The 16,796-nt window shown below is 71.7% G+C and carries 16 protein-coding genes; 13 read left to right on the forward strand and 3 right to left on the reverse strand.

Annotated elements, in window-relative coordinates; genetic code table 11:
• The first annotated feature begins 58 nt into the window (after nucleotides 1-58).
• From dapD to BZL64_RS24945, 3 genes are all read left to right on the forward strand, one after another.
• Nucleotides 59-1,042, forward strand: a complete 984-nt coding sequence (gene dapD / locus BZL64_RS24935) for a 2,3,4,5-tetrahydropyridine-2,6-dicarboxylate N-succinyltransferase (protein WP_086771438.1) — start codon at nucleotides 59-61, stop codon at nucleotides 1,040-1,042.
• Between the two features lie 194 nt (nucleotides 1,043-1,236).
• Nucleotides 1,237-1,794, forward strand: a complete 558-nt coding sequence (locus BZL64_RS24940; RefSeq protein ID WP_086771439.1) for a SigE family RNA polymerase sigma factor — start codon at nucleotides 1,237-1,239, stop codon at nucleotides 1,792-1,794.
• Nucleotides 1,791-3,041 (forward strand): YncE family protein, encoded by a 1,251-nt coding sequence (locus tag BZL64_RS24945; RefSeq protein WP_086771440.1) that lies wholly within the window; start codon nucleotides 1,791-1,793, stop codon nucleotides 3,039-3,041. The genes BZL64_RS24940 and BZL64_RS24945 overlap by 4 nt, the downstream gene beginning before the upstream one ends.
• Here BZL64_RS24945 and dapA read toward each other — a convergent pair whose 3' ends face one another.
• Nucleotides 3,042-3,944: a 4-hydroxy-tetrahydrodipicolinate synthase gene (dapA, locus tag BZL64_RS24950; protein ID WP_167396197.1), complete on the reverse strand. Its 903-nt coding sequence runs from the start codon at nucleotides 3,942-3,944 to the stop codon at nucleotides 3,042-3,044.
• Between the two features lie 163 nt (nucleotides 3,945-4,107).
• Here dapA and BZL64_RS24955 point away from each other — a divergent pair, with 163 nt between their 5' ends.
• The 4 genes from BZL64_RS24955 (at nucleotide 4,108) to BZL64_RS24970 (ending at nucleotide 6,658) form a co-directional block, all read left to right on the forward strand.
• Nucleotides 4,108-4,527: a phage holin family protein gene (locus tag BZL64_RS24955; protein ID WP_107430341.1), complete on the forward strand. Its 420-nt coding sequence runs from the start codon at nucleotides 4,108-4,110 to the stop codon at nucleotides 4,525-4,527.
• Nucleotides 4,524-5,093, forward strand: coding sequence for a DUF3618 domain-containing protein (locus BZL64_RS24960; protein WP_086771443.1), 570 nt, complete (start codon nucleotides 4,524-4,526; stop codon nucleotides 5,091-5,093). The genes BZL64_RS24955 and BZL64_RS24960 overlap by 4 nt, the downstream gene beginning before the upstream one ends.
• A gap of 143 nt (nucleotides 5,094-5,236) precedes the next feature.
• Nucleotides 5,237-5,905, forward strand: a complete 669-nt coding sequence (locus tag BZL64_RS24965; RefSeq protein WP_244205481.1) for an ArsR/SmtB family transcription factor — start codon at nucleotides 5,237-5,239, stop codon at nucleotides 5,903-5,905.
• Between the two features lie 9 nt (nucleotides 5,906-5,914).
• The gene (locus tag BZL64_RS24970) at nucleotides 5,915-6,658 is read left to right on the forward strand and encodes an SRPBCC family protein (RefSeq protein WP_086771444.1); all 744 of its coding nucleotides are present in this window, start codon (nucleotides 5,915-5,917) and stop codon (nucleotides 6,656-6,658) included.
• 30 nt (nucleotides 6,659-6,688) lie between these two features.
• Here BZL64_RS24970 and BZL64_RS24975 read toward each other — a convergent pair whose 3' ends face one another.
• The gene (locus tag BZL64_RS24975; protein WP_086771445.1) at nucleotides 6,689-8,515 is read right to left on the reverse strand and encodes an endonuclease/exonuclease/phosphatase family protein; all 1,827 of its coding nucleotides are present in this window, start codon (nucleotides 8,513-8,515) and stop codon (nucleotides 6,689-6,691) included.
• Between the two features lie 258 nt (nucleotides 8,516-8,773).
• Here BZL64_RS24975 and BZL64_RS24980 point away from each other — a divergent pair, with 258 nt between their 5' ends.
• The 6 genes from BZL64_RS24980 (at nucleotide 8,774) to BZL64_RS25005 (ending at nucleotide 16,376) form a co-directional block, all read left to right on the forward strand.
• Nucleotides 8,774-10,201 carry a hypothetical protein gene (locus tag BZL64_RS24980; RefSeq protein WP_086771446.1) on the forward strand — a complete coding sequence of 476 codons (1,428 nt, stop codon included), beginning with the start codon at nucleotides 8,774-8,776 and terminating at the stop codon, nucleotides 10,199-10,201.
• 170 nt (nucleotides 10,202-10,371) lie between these two features.
• On the forward strand, nucleotides 10,372-11,838 hold the full coding sequence (locus tag BZL64_RS24985; protein ID WP_086771447.1) for an alkaline phosphatase PhoX: 1,467 nt from the start codon (nucleotides 10,372-10,374) through the stop codon (nucleotides 11,836-11,838).
• Between the two features lie 488 nt (nucleotides 11,839-12,326).
• A complete protein-coding gene (locus tag BZL64_RS24990) occupies nucleotides 12,327-13,910 on the forward strand; it encodes a TROVE domain-containing protein (RefSeq protein ID WP_086771448.1) in 1,584 nt (527 codons plus the stop codon).
• Between the two features lie 81 nt (nucleotides 13,911-13,991).
• On the forward strand, nucleotides 13,992-14,642 hold the full coding sequence (locus BZL64_RS24995) for a GntR family transcriptional regulator (RefSeq protein ID WP_086771449.1): 651 nt from the start codon (nucleotides 13,992-13,994) through the stop codon (nucleotides 14,640-14,642).
• A gap of 37 nt (nucleotides 14,643-14,679) precedes the next feature.
• On the forward strand, nucleotides 14,680-15,696 hold the full coding sequence (locus BZL64_RS25000) for a 1-aminocyclopropane-1-carboxylate deaminase (protein ID WP_086771451.1): 1,017 nt from the start codon (nucleotides 14,680-14,682) through the stop codon (nucleotides 15,694-15,696).
• A gap of 107 nt (nucleotides 15,697-15,803) precedes the next feature.
• Complete coding sequence (locus BZL64_RS25005) at nucleotides 15,804-16,376, forward strand: TetR/AcrR family transcriptional regulator (protein WP_086771450.1); 573 nt, start codon at nucleotides 15,804-15,806, stop codon at nucleotides 16,374-16,376.
• Nucleotides 16,377-16,461: 85 nt separating this feature from the next.
• Here BZL64_RS25005 and BZL64_RS25010 read toward each other — a convergent pair.
• On the reverse strand, nucleotides 16,462-16,796 hold a 335-nt coding region (locus tag BZL64_RS25010; protein WP_143663307.1), incomplete at its 5' end, for a TerD family protein.

The raw sequence follows: 16,796 nt of genomic DNA on the forward strand, positions 1-16,796 counted from the left end.
CCTGAGACACCGCCCCGCGGGTTGGCCTCCATCCGCCCCCGCCGGTTAGGTTTCCCTCATGACCGACACGACTCGCACCACCGGCGCCGCGGCCGCCGGCCTCGCCACCCTCGCCGCCGACGGCACCGTTCTCGACACCTGGTTCCCCGCCCCCCGGCTCACCGACGAGCCCGGCCCGTCCGGCACCGAGCGCCTGTCACCCGAGAAGGCCGTGGAACTGCTCGGTGAGGGAGCGGCCAAGGCGATCGGCCCGGACGCCCGCCGAGGAGTGGAAGTCGTCGCGGTCCGCACGGTCATCAGCTCCCTCGACGACAAGCCGATCGACACGCACGACACCTACCTGCGCCTGCACCTGCTCTCCCACCGCCTGGTCAAGCCGCACGGCCAGAGCCTGGAGGGCATCTTCGGCCTGCTCGCCAACGTCGCGTGGACGTCGCTGGGCCCGGTCGCCGTGGACGACATCGAGAAGGTCCGGCTGAACGCCCGCGCCGAGGGCCTGCACCTCCAGGTGACGTCGGTCGACAAGTTCCCGCGCATGACGGACTACGTGGCCCCCAAGGGCGTCCGCATCGCCGACGCGGACCGGGTCCGCCTGGGCGCGCACCTCGCCGAGGGCACGACGGTCATGCACGAGGGCTTCGTGAACTTCAACGCCGGCACCCTGGGCACGTCGATGGTCGAGGGCCGTATCTCCGCGGGCGTCGTCGTGGGTGACGGTTCGGACATCGGCGGCGGCGCCTCCACGATGGGCACGCTCTCCGGCGGCGGCAACGTGATCATCGCCATCGGCGAGCGCTGCCTGATCGGCGCCGAGGCGGGCGTCGGTATCGCGCTGGGCGACGAGTGCGTCGTCGAGGCCGGTCTCTACGTCACCGCCGGCACCCGCGTGACCATGCCCGACGGCCAGATCGTCAAGGCCCGCGAGCTCTCCGGCGCCTCCAACATCCTGTTCCGCCGCAACTCGGTCACCGGCACGGTCGAGGCCCGGCCGAACAACGCGGTGTGGGGCGGGCTGAACGAGATCCTGCACAGCCACAACTGACGTCCGGCGTCACAGCAAGCGCCCTTCCGCCGAGTGCGGGAGGGCGCTTGCCCATGTCCGCGGCGTCGACGCGAACTCCGTCAGGGTCGGTGGAGTTTCCTCGTACGCGCAGACATAGCGGGGTGCGGTCGGGCGCGTCACAAGGGGCACAGGGGGCGGCCATCGGGTCCGCCCCGGGGGAAGAGAAGGTGACGATGGATGCCGAAGCGCAGGACAGCTTCCGAGAGTTCGTGGAGCACCGGTCGTCCGCGCTGCTGAAGACGGCCGTGCTGCTCAGCGGCGGGGACCGGCACACGGCCGAGGATCTGCTGCAGAACGCGCTGATCAAGATGGCCGGCCGCTGGCACCGCATCGACGAACCCGAGGCGTACGTACGGCAGATCCTCTACCGGCAGCAGATCAGCCGCTGGCGGTTGAAGTGGCCCAGACGTGAGCTGAGTGTCGCCGAGCCGCCGGAGGGGCGGGCGGACGCGGACGCCTCGTCCGCCGCCGAGCTGCGGCTCGTGATGCGCGGCGCGCTCGCCCGGCTCACCGCCCGGCAGCGCACCGTGCTGGTGCTGCGCTACTTCGAGGATCTGCCCGAGGCCGAAGTGGCCCGCATCCTGGGCTGCTCCGTCGGCACCGTACGGTCCACCACCCACCGCTCGCTCGCCCGGCTGCGCACCCTCGCGCCCGAGCTGGCCGCCCTGAGTGGCGGGGACACCCGGCAGCCGCCGGCTCATGACTGCACACCCGTGGAGGTACGTCCGTGAATGTCGAGGATCTCGTGCGTGACTCCCTGCGGGAGCTGGCCGTCGAAGAGGCGTCGGCGGGACCGGGGTTCACCGACCGGGTGCTGGCCGTCCGCCGGCGCCGCCGCACCCACAGGCTCGTGTCCGTCGCCGCCGCCACCGCGGCCGTGGTGGCCGTCTCGGTGGCGGTGCCGATGCTGAACGACGGACGCGACGACGTACGCCCCGCGAGTGTCACGCAGGGGGACGGGATCAGTGCCCACCCCGACCAGTCGCCGCCGAGCGGCCTGATCGCGGCAGGACGGTCGGCGCTCGCCGCGTACTACACGACGGCGCTCGTGGCGAAGAACGAGGAGGAGGCGACCCTCGAGCGGACCTACTGGCTGCTCGATCCCGACACCGGCAAGTACGAGAAGGACACCCGGTGGTCCTTCGTCGCCGTGGCACCGGGTCTGAAGACCGCCGCGGTGCTGGAGCGGACCCTGCCCGCCGCCCGGATCGGGCTGCTCGACCTCGCGACGGGGGAGGTCGAGCGGTGGATCCCGGTCGGGAAGGGGGTCGCCGGGCTGGCGTTCTCGAACGACGGGACAGAGCTGGTCGCGACGACGTACTCCGAGCACCCCGACCCGCTCGAGAAGCCCGGGAACGGCGAGGGGAGCGAGGGCGAGTGGACGTCCACGCACAAGGTGAGCCGGACCGGGTTCCTGCTCCTGGACCTGGCCGGGCGGGACGGGGGTGTCTGGCACCCGGTCCCGAGTTCCTCCGCGGGTGGCCGCGCCGACTTCGCCTTCACCCGTGACGACCAGCACCTGTTCGCGACCGGCGGAGGTCTCGTCACGCTCGTCCGGCCGACGTTCTACGACCTGTCGGGCAAGGAGACCGCCGCACCCGCGAACGAGAAGCACCTGCGCTGGGACGTGCCCGCGCGGCTGTCCCCGAACGGCAGGCTGGCCGCTCTCGGCCTGGCCGAGGAGTACCGGCCCGCCATCGCGCCGGAGGCCGGGAGCCTGCCCGGCCGGTCGTACTCCCTCATCAAGGATCCCCTCACCGGCAAGGAGATCACCAAGGTCCGCGGCGCCGAACTGCTCGCCTGGGCCGACGACCAGCGGCTCATCGCCTGGGAGCGGACCACCGGTGAGGACGAGACGTACAAGGACCGGCTCGTGCTGGTCACGATCGGCAGCGACAGGGTCGTACCGCTGAGCGGGGTCCGCGAGCATCCGGAGACCGGCCAGGAGCCGTGGGAGCCCGTCTTCGCCGAGCGCTGATCAGCCGGCCGTCAGCTCCTCGTAGGCCGCCCGCAGCCCGTCGACCGTCTCCCGGCCGGCGGGCAGCAGCGGTGCGCGGACCGGGCCCGCGGGCAGGCCCAGTTCGTTGAGGAGGGCCTTCACGGTGACCGCACCGGGCAGTCCGTCCGACATCGTCAACTCGATGAGGCGCATGGCGCGTTGCTGGAGGAGGGCCGCCTTCGCCGTGTCGCCCGTGTCGAAAAGGTCGAGGACCGAGCGGAGTCGCGCGGGGACGAGGTTCGCGACCGTGCTCACATATCCCGCGCCGCCCACCGCGTACAGCGCGAGGTTGTGTTCGTCGCAGCCGGCGTAGTACGCCAACTCCGTGCGGGAGATGACCTTCTGGGCGGCGAGGAAGTCGTAGGAGCAGTCCTTCACCGCCACGATCCGGGGGTGCTCGGCGAGACGGATCAGGGTGTCGGGTTCGATACGGGTGCCGGTGCGGCCGGGGATGTCGTAGAGCGTGACCGGCAGGCCGGTGGAGTCCGCGATCTGGCGGAAGTGCGCCTCGATCGCCTCCTGCGGGGGCCGGCTGTAGTAGGGGCTGACCACCAGCACCCCGTCGGCGCCCGCCTTCTCGGCGGCGAGGGCGAGTTCGACGGTGTGCCGGGTGTCGGCCGTACCGACCCCCGCCACCAGGGGCACCCGGTCCCCGACCGCCGACCGGACGGCCCGCACCAGCTCCGCCTTCTCGGCGTCCGTGGTCGTCGGAGACTCGCCGGTCGTGCCGGACAGCACCAGGCCGTCGCAGCCCTCGGCCACCAGATGGGCGGCGAGCCGTCCCGCGCCGTCGAGGTCGAGCGCGCCGGACGCGGTGAAGGGCGTGACCATCGCGCAGAGCGCGCGGCCGAAGGGCGGGGCGGGGGAGGGTGCGTTCGTCATGGAAGCAGTCTCGGCACCACGACCGTGAAGCTCCACTTAAATCTTCTACGCGGTATGGGTAAGGGGCACTGCGAGATCGCCGTCCGCCCACGCCGCCGCACCGCACGGGTAGTCGTCGGCCGCGCGGGTACTCGGTCGTCGGAACCGAGAGGAGGCGGAACACGTGACAGGGACCATGGAGACCCGGCCCGTCCATGACGGGCACCGTACGGTCGGAGAACTCGTCGGTCAGGCGAGCGAGCAGCTCTCCCGGCTGGTCCGGCAGGAGATGGCCCTCGCCAAGGAGGAGCTGGCGGAGAAGGGGCGCCGCGCGGGCCGCGGCGGCGGCATGCTGGGTGCCGCGGGCGCGTTCGCGTACGCCGGCCTGCTGGCCCTCGCGGGCACGGGCGTCGCCGCCCTCTCGCTGGTGCTGCCGGTCTGGGCCGCGGCGCTCATCGTGACGGCGGTGCTGTTCGTGATCGCCGCCGTGCTGGGCGCGGCCGGCCGCAGTCAGCTGCGGCAGGCCACGCCCCCCACGCCCGAGGTGACTCTCGGCAGCGTCAAGGCGGACGTCGAGGAGATCAGGGAAAGGGCGCACCGATGACGGACAGGGCAGCCGCGGACGGCGCCGCGGAGCTGCGCAAGCAGATAGCACAGACCAGGAGTCAGCTCGGCAGCACGGTCGAGGAGCTGGCGGCGATGACGGACCTCCGTGGCCGGGCCAAGGCGCGCGCGGCCGACCTCAGGGACCGGGCCGGAGCGATGACGGTCCAGCTCCGCAGCACGGCGGCCCAGGCGGGCCACACGGTCCAGGAGAAGGCGAAGGGTGCCGGGCACACGGTCCAGGAGAAGGCCTCCCACGCCGGGCACACGGTCCAGGAGAGGGCGGCCCACGCGGGCCACACGGCCCAGGAGAAAGCCGCCCAGGCCAAGCACACGTCCCGGAGCCGGGTGGAGGACACGCGGCACCAGCTCCAGGACAGGGGCGCCCACGTCGCGACGGGCGCGCGGGACAAGGCGTCCCGCGCGGAGCGCGGCGTCCCCGCGCCGCTGCGCGCACCGGTCGGGTTCGCGATGCGGCACCCGCGGCCCGTGGTGATCGTGGCCGCGGCGGGCGCGGTGATCGTGGCCGCCGGAGTGCTCGGCCGCCGCCGGGCGCCGCGCTGCTAGACGACAGCCGAGAGACGGGCCGAGCCGGACCCGGGACCCCCAACGCGGGTGCCGGGTCCCTTCACGTCCGGCCCCTGACCGCCCAGCTCACCGAACACTCAATCCGCCTGGACAAAAAAAGTGTTCGGTGCGACTCTGGACGCATGCTGGACGTCACCGTGATCGAGGACCCCGCGGCCGCGGCCGCCTCCCTGGACCCCATACGGGCCCGGCTGCTGGCGGAGCTGGCGGCCGGACCGGCGTCGGCCGCGATGCTCGCGGGCAAGGTCGGGCTGCCGCGGCAGAAGGTGAACTACCACCTGAAGGCGCTGGAGAGGCACGGGCTGGTCGAGCTGGCCGGCGAGCGTCGCAAGGGAAACGTCACCGAGCGGCTGATGCGCGCCACCGCCGCCTCGTACGTGATCTCGCCGCTCGCCCTGGCCGGCGTGCAGCCGGACCCGGACCGGTTCCGGGACCAGCTCTCCGCGCGCTGGCTGCTCGCGCTCGGCGCCCGCCTGGTGCGCGACGTCGGCTCGCTGATCACCGGCGCCGCGAAGGCCGACCGGCGGCTGGCGACGTACGCGCTGGACGGCGAGGTCCGGTTCGCCTCCGCCGCCGACCGGGCGGCGTTCGTCCAGGAACTGACGGCCGGTGTGGCCGCGCTCGTGCGCAAGTACGAAGCCCCCGACGCCGAGAACGGCCGCGACCACCGGATCGTCGTCGCCGTCCACCCCAAGGTCAAGACACAGCCCAAGGTCAAGGCACACCCCGAGGTCACGGCGGAGCCCGAGGTCACGGCGGAGCCCGAGACCGCCCCGGAACTGGAGAAATAGGAGCCCGCCATGTCCCAGGACAGGGAATTCGAGATCGTCCGAGAGTTCGAGGTCGACGCCACCCCGGAGCAGGTCTGGGAGGCGGTCACCGACGGCACCGGCGGCTACCTGTGGCCGATGGACCCGCCCGAGCCCCGGATCGGCGGCGCGGCGGCCTTCGGCTCCACGGTCACCGCCTGGGACCCGCCGCATCACCTCACCATCCGCAGTGAGGACGTCGGGATGCCGGTCCAGAGCGTCAACCAGCTGGAACACGTCATCGAGCCGAGGGACGGCGGCCGGCGCGCCTGGGTGCGGTACGTGCACAGCGGCATCCTCACCGACGACTGGGACAACCAGTACGACGGCGCGAACAAGCACACCGACTTCTACCTGCACACCCTGCGCGAGTACCTCACGCACTTCGCGCCCCGTCCGGTGGCCTTCGCGACCTTCGACGGACCCGAGGCGTCCCAGGCCCCGGACGCGTTCGCCGCCGTGGGCAGGGCCCTCGGCCTGGCCGACGGCGCCGCCGCCGGCGAGGGGGTGCGGGTCCACGGCCCCGAGGGGCGACTCGTCGACGCCGTACTGGACTTCCGCAACCCCTACTTCATCGGGCTGCGCACGGACGAGGCCCTCATCCGCTTCTTCGGGCGCAACCACTGGGGCGCGCCGGTCGGCATCAGCGTCCACGACTTCGCCCCGGACGCCGATGCCAAGGCCGACGAACTGGCCTGGCAGGGCTGGCTGAACGGGGTGTTCAGCCGGCCCTGAGCCGCACCGGTGCGGTGCGGCTGCCGCCTGTCACGGCTTGAAGCGCAACACCTGCGGGTCGTGGTCGCTGATCTGGTCGTTGAACTCCGCGTTGACGTGCACGCTGTCGTACTCGAAGTCGCAGCCGCGCCGGATCGACGGGCTGACCAGTATCTGGTCGAGGACCTGGCTGTTGCCCTGGTAGACGTACGAGTAACGCTCGCTCCTGGGCAGCGACTTGATCGCCGACCACAGCTCGCCGTCACCCTCCAGAAGCTTCGCGGTCCCGGAGAACTCGAAGTCGTTGATGTCTCCGAGCGCGATGACGGCCGCGTTCTTCTGGGTGTCGAGGATGTCCTTGACGAAGGCGTTGACCAGCGTCGCCTGCTGGTGGCGCTGGGTCTCCGAGCTGCGCGCGACCGGCTGGTACTGCGCGGTCAGCCCCTGGTCGCCACCCTTGGAGTTGAAGTGGTTGGCGATCACGAAGACCGTGCGGCCACGGAAGACGAACTCGCCGACCAACGGCTTGCGGCTGGACTTCCAGGCCGCGTTCGCCGGGTCGATCCGGCCGGGGGAGACCGTCAGGGCCGCCTTGCCGCGCACCTCGGTGACACCGGCCGCGGTCGCGGCGTCGCCGCCCGCGCGGTCGGTGAAGGAGACGCGCTCCGGGTTGAACAGGAACACCTGGCGGATGTTGCCGCCCGGCTCACCGCCGTCGGTGTTGTCCGCCGGGTCGATCGAGCGCCAGTCGTAGCGGGGACCGCCCGCCGCGACGACCGCGTCGATCAGCTTGGTCACCGTCAGGTCGGCGGCGACCGTGCCGTCGTTCGTCGCGCCGTTGTTGTCCTGCATCTCCTCCAGGGACACGATGTCGGGCGACTTCAGGTTGTTCACGATCGCGGCGGCGTGGGCGTCGAACGTGGCGTCGGACGGGTCGAGGTTCTCGACGTTGTACGTCGCGACCGCCAGCTCGCCGTTCTTCTGCTTCTCCGTCGTCTCCCGCTCCACACCGGCGCTCTTGAGCGTGCCGATCTGGTTGGCGACGAGGGTGTAACCGCCGAACTGGTTGTAGTCCAGCGGGCCCGCCGTGGTGCCGGTCAGCTTGTCGCCGACGTTCGCGGCCGGGAAGTCGGCGACCTTGCCGAGCGACTGGATCTGGAGCCGGCCGGTGTTCTGGGCGTCGTAGGAACCGTAGACCGTGCCGCCGCGGCGGTTGCGGTTCTCCCACGGCTTCACCGTGACCCACAGCTCGGTGAAGGGGTCGGTGGCGCCGACCACGCGGACGTCGGAGACCTGGACGTTCATGCCCTCCAGGGACTCGTAGTGGTCCAGGGCGTAGGTGCCGGGCCGCAGGGTGAGGGCGTTGACCGAGTTGTTCGCGGCGGGGTCGCCGGCCGGGGCGTAGGCCGCCGGCACCGACTTGGCGTCGACGACCGTCGCGGCCGGGACCGCGTTGCCGCTGGAGACCACGGTCACCGTCGGACGGACGATCTCCGTCACGGCCTGGTTGCCGGACGAGGTGCCGCCCGGGACGAACTCCGAGATCGTGCCGGAGACGGTGACGGCGTCACCGACGGCGACCTTCGGGGACGAGCTGGTGAAGACGAAGACGCCCTCACTGGTGGCCGGGTCGGCGTCCGGGTTCGGATCCTGGATCCAGAAGCCTCTGGACGAGCCGTAGCCGCGCACGCCGGTGACGATTCCGGTCACGTCCGTGACCTGCTTGCCGGCGTACGGGGAGATGCGGGTGGTGCCCTGGATGTCGTGGATGCGCACCGAGTCCGCGTGCGCGGGGGAGGCGACGACGACGGCCGACGCGGCCGAGCAGACGGCGGCGACGGTGAGCGCGGCGAGGCGCGCGGAAGACCTGCTAGGCAAGGGGTTCCCTCCGGGGACGTACATGAGCGCCGGGACGAGGGTGAGACGTGGGGCGCGGATGACGCGCGTAGAAACCAGTGAACACCTGTCCCCCCAACTTCTACGCGCGTCAATCTCCTGCCTGCCCGGCCCAGTTGTCAAGGTTTCAGCCATGTACGAGACCTGACCGGGAGATGAACCGGGCGGCATGGGTCCAAACCCGTCTAGGCTGAGCGGCTGAGCACCTGAGTGGCACCAAGCGTCCGAGGAGAACAGCCGATGTCAGACAGCTCCCCCCTGCCGCCGGTGCGGCTGCGTCCCGAAGCGGAGCTGGCGCGCGAGGCGCTGTCCACGCCATTGCTCTCCCGGGCCGCCCGCCTCGCCCGCTGGGCCGGACCCGACACCCGCGTCGACGCAGGTGGCGGGCTCGTCGACGAGCAACTGCCGGCCGCCGCCGAACTGCTCGAACTCACCGGTGACGACGCCGCCGCCCACGCCAGCGAGGCCTGGCGGGTCGCCGTGGACGCAGGGCTGGTCGAGGTCACCGACGAGGAGGCCGGCACCGTCGCCGCGGGCGAGGACCTGCCCCTGCTCACCGGTGGCTCCCCGCACGACGTCCTCGCGGTCTGGCTCGCCGCCCTGGATGCCGTCCTCGCCGACGCGACCGTGCCGGACCTCGACGACCTGGTCGACGCCATGGACGAGGGCGGCGAGATCGACTTCTCCAAGCTGGACTGGGACCCCGAGGGCGAGGCCGCCTTCCTCGACGGTGTGCTCGGCAACCTCTACCTGCTCACCGTCACCGAGGACGGCCCCGGCGACGGACCCGTCCCGCTGCCCGCCCTCGCCGCCTCCATGATCGTCCCCGGCGACCTGGGCGAGCCCACCAACGACATGCTGGAGCAGATCTCCGACGCGATGATGCGCCTCGACGACCAGTTCCGGCTCCTGGAGCCGATCGGCCTGGTCGCCTACCAGCCCGTCGACGAGGCCCTCATGGGCGATCCCGAGGAGGAACCCGCCGCCCCCCTCGACGACACCGACGTCTCCCGCTACGGCATGGTCCGCCTCACCCCCCTCGGCCTCTACGGGCTCCGCTCCCGCCTCCTGGAGGCCGGCTTCGGCGCACCCGCCGTCGGCGACCTCGTCGACAAGGGCGCCGACGCCCTCCTCGACGGCAGCTCCGGCTACGGACCGCTCGCCGCCCGCGCCGAGACCGAACAGTGGCTGGACCGGCGCGAACCCCTCGCCGCCGCCCGCGAACTGCTCGCCGCCGCCCGCGGCTCGGACGAGGGCGCGCCGCTGCGCCGGCTGCGCTGCCAGCAGGCCCTGTCCCTCGTCGGAGCGCAGGCCGAACCCGCCGTACGGGACGTCCTCGACGACCCCGAACTCGGCGGGCTCGCCCGCGTCTGGCTGAGCGAGCTGGGCGCCGCCGATGTACCGCCTCCCTCCGAGGACCTCGTCTACTGGCTCACCATCGACACCCTCGCCGCCCAACTGGCCGCCGAGGGCAACTCCGAGGAACTCCAGGCCCTCCTCGAAGGGCTCGCGCAGCAGCACAGCGGCTTCTTCGCGGCGGCCTGGCGGGTCGGACACCCGGCCACCGCCGACGTCCTGGAGGCCATGGGACGCCTGCACCCGGACAAGCGGATCGCCAAGGAGGCCCGCAAGGCGGCCTTCAAGGCGCGCTCCCAGCAGGGCGGGTGAGCCGGCGCCGCGCCGCTCCCCGGGTCCCCGGCGCTGACGCGGGCCGGTAGTTTCCCTGGCGCCTGACCGGGCGCCGCCCTGTGTTCAGCCGGTGTTCAGGGGTGAGGGGGACGGTTGCGCCGACCGAGGTCCGCCACCCTCCACGGCACACCAGCGTCTCAGGAGACAACATGTCGCTCACCCGCAGGGACTTCGCCAGAAAATCCGCGGCAACCGGTGTCGGTGTCGCGCTGGCGGGCAGCGTCGGCGCGCTCGCCAGCGCGCCGAACGCCCTCGCCTCCACGGACACCGAGACGGCGGACACCGACGGCGAGGGGCAGGGCGCGGCGGCCCACCACGCCGGAGTGGGCTACGGTCCGCTCCTCCCCGACCCGGACGGCATCCTCGCGCTGCCCGCCGGCTTCGACTACCGGATCATCACCCACAGCGGGAAGACCAAGCTGGAGTCGGGCGAGTTCACCCCGTCCAACCACGACGGCACGGCCGCCTTCGACGGCCCGCGCGGCACCACCCTCCTCGTCAACAACCACGAGCTGAAGGGACCGCGCGCCAACTGGACGTACCCGGTGCCGCTCACCGAGGGCCTCGTCTACGACCCGGCCGCCTCGGGCGGCTGCACGGTCGTCGAGGTCCGCCCCGGCGGCCGGGTCGCCGAGTGGGTCGGCATCGCCGGCACCTCCACCAACTGCGCCGGCGGCAGCACCCCGTGGGGTACCTGGCTGACCTGCGAGGAGAACTCCGACCGGGCCGGCGTCAACGGCATGACCAAGGACCACGGCTACGTCTTCGAGGTCGACCCCGTCGACCGGCGCGCCAACCGGGACCCCAAGCCCCTGAAGTTCTTCGGCCGTTACGACCACGAGGCCGTCGTCATCGACCCCAGGCGCGGCCACGCCTACCTCACCGAGGACGCGTCGAGCCCCAACGGCCTGTTCTTCCGCTGGACCCCGCCGCGCGGCTTCGAGCACGGCCGCGGCAAGTTCCGCACCCTCGCCGACGACGCGGGCGTCCTCCAGGCCCCCCGCTGCTTCGACTCCGGCGGCCAGTTCGTCGACGACCTCTCCCGCGCCACGAAGACCGGCACCGTGTACGGCGTCGACTGGGTGGACGTACCCGACCGCGACGCCAGGTCGGTCGCCGTACGCAAGCAGTTCGCCGCCGTCGAGATCACCCGCGCCCGCAAACTGGAGGGCATGTGGTGGGGTGACGGCGGCGCGTACATCGTCTCCTCGTACGCCCGCACGGAGAGCCCCGGCGCCCCGCACGACGGCCAGGTCTGGTTCTACGACCCCAAGCGCCGGACCCTCACCCTGAAGGTGCTCCTCGGCGTCAACCCCGACCCGTCGGCCGACGGCGCCTTCGACGGCCCCGACAACATCACCGTCTCCCCGTACGGCGGCATCATCCTCGCCGAGGACGGCGAGGGCGTCTCGCACCTCTTCGGCGCGACCGACAGCGGCCGCACGTACCCCATCGCCCGCAACGACCTGAACATCGGCACCGAGGACGAGCCCGACTACAGCGAGTTCTGCGGCGTCACCTTCTCCCCTGACGGAAAGACCCTGTACGCCAACATTCAGAAGCCGGGCATCCTGCTGGCGATCACGGGGCCGTGGAAGAGGCAGAAGCGCGGCTGATTAATTCATTCGCCCGGCCCGCGGTACGCCTCCTACAGTGATGCATGTCCAGGTGCGAAGGCAGGACCTACTTCCACTGATAATGGGGCGGCCGCGGGTTCGAGTCCCGCCACCGGTACAACGCGCCGGTGTAGCTCAGGGGTTAGAGCACCTACGTCGGTTCCGCCGGCCTTGAACTCTGGACACCACAATTTCATGCATGTCACGCACCTCCCGGTGCGCAGGCTGCGGCTACTTCTCTTCCAAAGAATCCACGCCGCCGCCGACCTGATCTCGGGAGGCGCAGCATATGGTGTGTGCCCGGTGCGCAGGCAACGGTTACTTCTCTGGATCAGAGGGTTGCGGGTTCGAGTCCCGTCAATCGACTCAGGTCGAGGTAGCTCAATTGGTAGAGCATCTGAATGTTCCGTCGCCGACCCCTGACCTCGGGCACGCTCCATTTGCTGCGCCTCCCCCTTGGAAAATCAATGAATTCGGGGGAATTCACCATGGCGCGTTTCAACACCAAGTCCACCAAGGCACAGCCCACTTCTCGCGTGACGTCGACCGGCCGCGTTCTGCGTACTCACCAGGGCGGCCAGGGTCAGGAGCGTGACGCACGCTCCGAGCTCTTTCTCCTGTCGATCGCCAACTTCGTTGCACAGCAGACCTATTACGAGACCGGCGAGGCCCGCGACGACCGGTTCGCCGCGCTCGTACGCCGACTCGCCGTCGAGGACCCGGAGTGGACCGCGGGCCTGCTCGGCTGGCTGCGCGGCGAGGGCAACCTGCGTACGGCCTCGATCGTGGGCGCCGCCGAGTACGTGAAGGCGCGCCTCGACGCTCGTGCGACGGACGGCCCGTCCAACCGGCAGGTCATCGACTCCGTGCTGCGCCGCCCCGACGAGCCCGGCGAGCTGCTCGCCTACTGGACTTCGCGGTACGGCCGAGCCGTTCCGAAGCCCGTCAAGCGCGGCATCGCCGACGCCGTACGCCGCCTCTACAGCGCCAAGTCGCTGCTGAAGTACGACACGGCGTCCAAGGGCTACCGCTTCGGCGACATCCTCAACCTGGTGCACGCCGTGCCGGACCCTCAGAAGCCGTGGCAGGGCGACCTGTTCCAGTACGCCCTCGACCGCCGGCACCATCCGGAGACGGCAGTGGTGCCCAAGTCGCTGCCCGTGCTGGCGGCCCACCGTGACCTGATGGCACTGCGGCCCGCCAAGCGGCGCAAGGTCGTGACCGGTGCGGGTGGCGCGCGGCGTCTCGCGGACGCGGGCATCACCTGGGAGGCGCTGGCCGGCTGGCTCCAGGGCCCGATGGACAAGGCTGCGTGGGAGGCGGTGATTCCGTCCATGGGCGCGATGGCGCTCGTCCGCAACCTGCGGAACTTCGACGAGGCGGGCGTATCGGACGAGGTGGCGGCCCAGGTCGCCGCCAAGATCAGCGACTCGGCGGAGGTGGCGCGCTCGCGGCAGTTCCCCTTCCGCTACCTCGCCGCGTACCAGCACGCGCCGTCACTGCGCTGGTCGTACCCGCTGGAGCAGGCACTCGGTCACTCGCTGGCCAACGTGCCCGCACTGCCGGGCCGCACGCTGGTACTGGTCGACCGCTCGGGCTCGATGTTCTACTCGCGGCTGTCCGACCGCTCGGAGCTGAACCGGGCGGACGCCGCGGCGATCTTCGGTACGGCGCTCGCGCTGCGGGCGGCGGACGCGGATCTCGTCGAGTTCGGTACGACCAGCAGGCGGGTGGGGTTCCGTGCGGGCGAGTCGGTGCTGAAGGTCCTGGAGCGCTTCGGCGACCTGGGCGGCACCGACACGACCGGCGCGGTGCGCGAGCACTACAAGAAGCACGACCGGGTGCTGATCGTCACCGACGAGCAGTACGGCGTCAGCCGCCACGGCTCCCCGACCGAGCAGGTCCCGGCCCACGTGCCCGTCTACACCTGGAACCTGGCCGGCTACCGGGCGGGCCACGGGCCGTCGGGGGAGGGGAACCGGCACACGTTCGGAGGGCTCTCGGACGCGGCCTTCCGGATGGTTCCGTTGCTGGAAGCGGCCCGCGACGCCGACTGGCCGTGGGCGGTTTGACCGTCCGCGGAACCCGGAGGCCCGCATCTCGTCGATGCGGGCCTCTTCTCTTCCCCGCCACTGACATCTAACATTTCAGTTGTGGAGCCTCTACGACCCGTGCCCCGCACCCTCCTCAGGGAGCGGGCGTACGCAGCTATCCGGGATGCCATCGTGGCCGGGGAGATCGAGCCCGGCGCGGTGGTGCGTGACGCCGATCTCGCGGAGCGGCTCGGGCTGTCCCGGGCGCCGGTGCGGGAGGCGTTCGCGCGGCTCGTGGACGAGGGGCTGCTGGAGAGCAAGCCGCAGAGCTACACGCGGGTGACCGCGGTCGTCGCCGGTGACGTACGGGACGCGGCTGCCGTGGTCGGCGCCATGCACGAGCTGGTCACGCGCGCGGCGGTGCCCCGGCTGTTCGCGGCGGACGTCGAGGCGATGCGGGCCGCCAACGCGCGGTTCGGCGCCGCCGTGGACGCCGGTGACGTGGAGGGCGCCCTGCACGCCGACGACGAACTGCACGACGTGCTCGTCCGGGTCAGCGGCAACCACGCCGCCGCCGCCACCGTCGCCCGCTACACCCCGCTCATCCGGCGGCTGGAGCGACGGCGCTTCGGCGAGGGCGGCACCTGCCGTTCGGCCGGGCTGCACGACCGGCTGATCGCCGCCTGCGCGGCCGGTGACGTGGACGAGGCGGTCCGCGTCACGGCGGAGATCTGGCGCACCCTCGCCGATCTCGCCGACTCCGACGACTGACCTTGCCTCGGGAGGCGCCATGTCCCTGTCCACGTCCCTGTCCCTGGCCTCGTACGAGCGTTACCCCCTTCTCTTCGGGCCGTCGCCCGTGCATCCGCTGCACCGGCTGACGGAACACCTCGGCGGCGCCGCCCTGTGGGCCAAGCGGGAGGACTGCAACTCCGGTGTCGCGTACGGCGGCAACAAGACGCGCAAGCTGGAGTACCTCATCGCCGACGCCCTCGCCCAGGGCTGCGACACCCTCGTGTCGATCGGCGGGGTGCAGTCCAACCACACCCGGCAGGTGGCGGCGTGTGCGGCCCGCGCCGGGCTCAAGTGCGTGCTCGTGCAGGAGAGTTGGGTGGACTGGCCCGACTCCGTGTACGACAAGGTCGGCAACATCCTGATCAGCCGGCTCGCGGGGGCGGACGTCCGGCTGGTGCGCGCCGGTTTCGGTATCGGTTTCAAGGAGAGCTGGGAACTGGCGCTGCGCGAGGTCGAGGAGTCGGGCGGCAAGCCGTACGCCATTCCGGCCGGGGCCTCCGACCATCCGCTCGGCGGGCTGGGCTTCGCCGGCTGGGCGTACGAGGTCGCCGAGCAGGAGCGCGAGCTGGGCGTCTTCTTCGACACCGTGATCGTGTGCTCGGTGACCGGGTCGACGCAGGCCGGCATGGTCGCCGGGTTCGCGGCGCTGGAGGAGGCGGGCGGACGGCCCCGGCGCGTCATCGGCGTCGACGCCTCGGCCAAGCCCGCCGAGACCCGCACGCAGATCGCCCGCATCGCCGAGCGCACCGGGCGGCTCATCGGTGTCGCGCGCGAGCTGACCGAGGCGGATGTCGAGCTGGACGTGCGCTACCACGCCGGTGTCTACGGCGTTCCCGACGAGGTCACGCTGGAGGCGATGCGGCTGGCCGCGCGGACCGAGGGCATGGTCACCGACCCGGTCTACGAGGGGAAGTCGATGGCCGGACTCGTCGACCTGGTCGCGCGGGGCGAGATCGGCCGCGACTCCACCGTGCTCTACGCCCACCTGGGCGGCCAGCCGGCGCTCAACGCGTACAGCGCGCTGTTCTGAGGCCTGACCGCCTGCCTGACCGGCCTGACTGACCGCCTCGGTGCGGTCGGCTCCTGTGCGGCCTCGGTAAAGTACACAGAGAGCCCCGGTGCGCGAGGAGTCACGGTATGACGCGGGTCAAGCCCATGCGTGCGGACGCTCGCCGTAACTACGAGCGGTTGCTGAAGGCGGCGGCGGAGGCCTTCGCCGAGCACGGGGAGGGCGCGTCCCTCGACGACATCGCCAAGCGGGCGGGGGTCGGCTCCGGCACCCTGTACCGGCACTTCCCCACCCGCCAGGCGTTGCTGGAGGCGGCGTACGTCGACCGGATCGAGGCGTTCGCCGTGCGCGCCGACGAACTCGCCGCGCGGCTGCCGCCCGGTGAGGCGCTGGTGGAGTGGCTGAACGAACTGTGCGTCGGCACCATTCAGGTGCGCGGCATGAAGGCGTTGATGGGGTCCGCCGTCACCGACGGCAGCGTCGCCGCGGTCACCGCCTGCGGTACGACCGTGCAGGGCGCGGCGGCCCGGCTGGTGGAGGCGGCGCAGCGGGAGGGAACGCTGCGGGCGGACATCGAGCCCGTCGAGGTGCTGCGGCTGGCGCACGGGGTGTCGACGGCGGCGGAGCTGGCCAACGGGGACGGCAGCAGCATCCGCCGGTACGTGTCCCTGCTGACGGAGGGGCTGGGCCCCGCACGGTGAGCCGTCGCCCGTCAGCGGCCGGCGGAGGGCGCCCCTGTCGACAGGGGCGCCCGCGCGCGTCGTCGAGGGCCGGGCGGACCCGAGGTCAGAGTGACTGCGCCGCCGGCTTCACCATGTTCCGTACCGTGCGGGCCTTCACGAACTCGCCCATGGCGGTCATGTCCCACTCGCCGGTGAACTGGCGGATCAGCTTGGCCATCATGACGCCGGTCTGCGGTTCGGCGCTGGTCAGGTCGAAGCGGACCAGTTCCTCCCCGGTCGCGGCGTCCAGGAGCCGGCAGTAGGCCTTGGCGACCTCGGTGAACTTCTGGCCCGAGAACGAGTTGACGGTGAAAACCAGGCCCGTGACCTCCTGCGGGAGCCGGCCCAGGTCGACCGTGATCACCTCGTCGTCGCCGCCGCCCTCACCGGTGAGGTTGT

The sequence above is a fragment of the Streptomyces bobili genome (genome assembly GCF_002154575.1).
In the GTDB taxonomy this organism is placed as follows: Bacteria; Actinomycetota; Actinomycetes; order Streptomycetales; family Streptomycetaceae; genus Streptomyces; species Streptomyces bobili.